We start from the raw sequence: 2,931 nt of genomic DNA, 5'->3' as shown, positions 1-2,931 counted from the left end.
AATATCTCGTACTGCGTTCCCTGTCCGTTCAGGCTCTCCCCGTCATGGCTGTAGTACCCCGGCCACCCCGGCGTTTTGAACGTATAATCCTGCGTCTCCACCGACGCCACGCTTATCTGCGCCCGGTAACGAAACTCACTGATGTACTCCGTCGTTCCCCCGGTCGTCGTGTCCGGGTTAAACGCCAGCGCACCCATTCCCGTCAGCCCCGCCACGTCATCACACACCGCCAGCTTCTGTTCCGGCCCTTCCTGACCACACCGCTCATAAAAGAAGATACCCTCCTCCGCCCACAGCCGGGTCAGGAACGCCAGGTCGCTCTCCCCGTACTGCACGCAGAACTCCCGCGCCGGATGGTCTTCATAAAACAGCCGCATCCATGCTGTCACCCCGTTCTCTTCAAGAAGCTGTACTGATATCGTCTGAATGTCCTGCTGCTGGAAGATACGGAAGTTCTGCCGTAACCCCGCACGCCACAGCGGTGGGCTGATGCTCAGGGAATAACGCATCTGCCAGTCGTTGTTCTCACCGAGCTGCACCTCCGTCACGATACCGCTGACGTAACGCTGCGGGATATCACCCTGCCAGACTGTCAGCACTGCGCTCTTCTCCAGAAAATCCTCCGCCGTCAGGTCAGACAGTCCGCTGGCGATATCCACATCCAGGATGAACGGTGTGCAGTGGTGCTGGTACAGACGGAAGCTCACCACCGCCGTCGCCATCTCCACGATACCGTCCACTGCCAGCGTGAAACGTAATCCTTCTGAGGACATATGACCTCCCTGATAATTAATCAGCTGATAATTAATCAGCCTATATTTACCGTGCCGCCACCAATAACCACACCGCCACAGTCAATGGCATCACCGCTTCTGGCGGCAGGCTTGCCGTCAATAAAGACAGTGGAAGAGCCGCCGGCGATTTTACGGGGGTGGGGGGGATGGTCAGGTTTAGAATGTGGTGTCAGCGGATCGCCCTGACGGGCGGCGGGTAATCCGTCAATAAAAACGGTCGGGGAACCGGCAATAATGGTTGTTTCATAATAACCGTCATGCTGGGTACCTTTATCACTGAGTCTGGCTGCTGTGGACATAGGGATTCTCCAGGAGGAAACATTAAATACACCATTTATATATTATTCATAATATTTATGAGTTAAATGAATCCAGATGATTTAATATAAAACCTCTGTGTTATCTGACAGTATCATCAAGGATTCTGGATTTAAGATCATTCTTCAGTTCTGATTCGTTAATAACCTTTTCAACTTCAGTTTTATCAAACGAGTTGTTCTTGTAATAAGCTTTAATGAAAAACTCAAGAGTTGCGATACTACCACTATTTTTACTTGGTGCCTCAAGAATATTTTTTACCGCAAGCAATTCGTCCTGAAATGAAAGCTCCTCACCATCCCTCTTATTTTCCGCCAAGTCTAATTTATATTTTTCCCGGATCGTTTTATCTTTAATTCTGGCAGGATCTATAGTACCGAATACAATTCCGTCCACTGATCCGTCAGGAGGGAACACCTGCATATAATAAGGCTTTTTAGGTTTGTAGTTTTCAATATAATACTTATTAAATAACCAAACAATATCGACATGATATCTCAAAATCTCCAGTCGATATTGTTCAAACTCTTCTGATGATAAATTTTTCCCAGAAATATGGATATCGTTAAGTATCATTAGAGCGTTTCGCAAGTTACCATATTCTCTATCAAGAATAGGTTCTTTTTTAAAAAAAGATATTTTCCCCCTAACCTCATTTAATTTAAATCGAATATCATTCATTATCTCCCCCTCACTATTCATTGCAAAACTAGTTAAATTATATATACTTAAGGCCGCTATCAGGATCAGTATACATCGTAGTCTCACTATGTCCGGCTTTAGTCGCGGTGCTTCTGCCGTCCTCGAAAATCTCATGCTTTTGCTCCATTATCGGGAATCTATAAGTTTTTGTTTTATCAATAGTCCACTCCCATATTATTGGCATACTAAGAACCCCAACCTTAAATGGCGGTTTCGTTCCTGCGGAATTATGCGGATTAAGATAAATTTTATCCATCAATTCCCCAGGGCTTCCCCAGTCAGATGAATAATCTTGAGCAGTCATCTTATGCCATTCGGATTTGCCGTTTTCATAATTGCCATGCCAACTTTCTGCCTTATCACCTAAAGATAAAACTCCCGAACCGATAGCTTGAGTATCTATTTCCCTTAAATAAATGGCATAGAAGTTAACATCAACCGGCCCAATAAATGGTCTCCCAAACCATCCACAATCAGGAACACCATGATGATGAAGCAGTGGTGATCTAGGCACCCGATGCATCACAAAATTTGATGGTTGTACAATCGTGAACTGAACATCACTCTTTCCATTAGCCGTGGTAGCAGTTACCGTAGCGATAACTGCTTTGTCAAAGGCAGTGAATGTAACTGTATGAGAAGTTGAACCTGACAATTTCCCACTATCCTCCGGTGACAGAACCCAGACAGAGACCTCATTATTACATGTCAAGTTTACCACCTCACCCACACCAATTTTTCTTCTGGCACGATCAACTGGTAGCTCGGCGTCAGTTTCAGTGGTAATCACATCCGGCTCATTATCTTCTTTTCCAGTGCCATCCGGATTACCCGAATCATTGTCGCTCCCAGAGCCTTCTCCGTTTCCTCCGTTTCCTCCGTTTCCTCCGTTTCCTCCGTTTCCTCCACTATCATTCCCACTAACATTTCCATACAACGATATATTATTATCCTCCGGCGTCGTCAATGGCAGTGTTTCCACTGGCATCCCCGGTCTTCCCCCGCCATTCAGGTTTATCTTCAGCCCACTAACATCCACCCCGCCGGCATGTATCACCACAAACGAGCCACCCACCTTCAGGCTTATCCGGCTGCAGCTCTCCAGCACGATATCCCC

General features: G+C 46.5%; 3 protein-coding genes and 1 pseudogene. All 4 read right to left on the bottom strand.

Annotation, left to right across the window (positions count from 1 at the left end; all coding sequences use genetic code 11):
• Positions 1-773, bottom strand: a 773-nt coding sequence (gene vgrG, locus AACS80_RS23875) for a type VI secretion system tip protein VgrG (protein ID WP_138184036.1), incomplete at its 3' end; no start/stop codon positions are given.
• A gap of 35 nt (positions 774-808) precedes the next feature.
• Complete coding sequence (locus tag AACS80_RS23870; RefSeq protein ID WP_135411023.1) at positions 809-1,093, bottom strand: type VI secretion system PAAR protein; 285 nt, start codon at positions 1,091-1,093, stop codon at positions 809-811.
• Positions 1,094-1,193: 100 nt separating this feature from the next.
• A complete protein-coding gene (locus AACS80_RS23865; RefSeq protein ID WP_138184035.1) occupies positions 1,194-1,793 on the bottom strand; it encodes a hypothetical protein in 600 nt (199 codons plus the stop codon).
• A 37-nt stretch (positions 1,794-1,830) separates the two neighbouring features.
• Positions 1,831-2,931 (bottom strand): annotated as a pseudogene (locus AACS80_RS23860) (hypothetical protein); the annotation flags it as partial.

The organism is Escherichia sp. E4385, from assembly GCF_963883145.1.
Taxonomy (GTDB): Bacteria; Pseudomonadota; Gammaproteobacteria; order Enterobacterales; family Enterobacteriaceae; genus Escherichia.
Note: the sequence above shows the minus strand (reverse complement) of the source record. Positions and strands in the feature narration are given on the sequence as shown.

Excerpts from the sequence above, each read along its gene's own strand:
- AACS80_RS23870 (WP_135411023.1), bottom strand. The coding sequence starts at position 1,093 with ATGTCCACAGCAGCCAGACTCAGTGATAAAGGTACCCAGCATGACGGT.
- AACS80_RS23865 (WP_138184035.1), bottom strand. The coding sequence starts at position 1,793 with ATGAATGATATTCGATTTAAATTAAATGAGGTTAGGGGGAAAATATCT.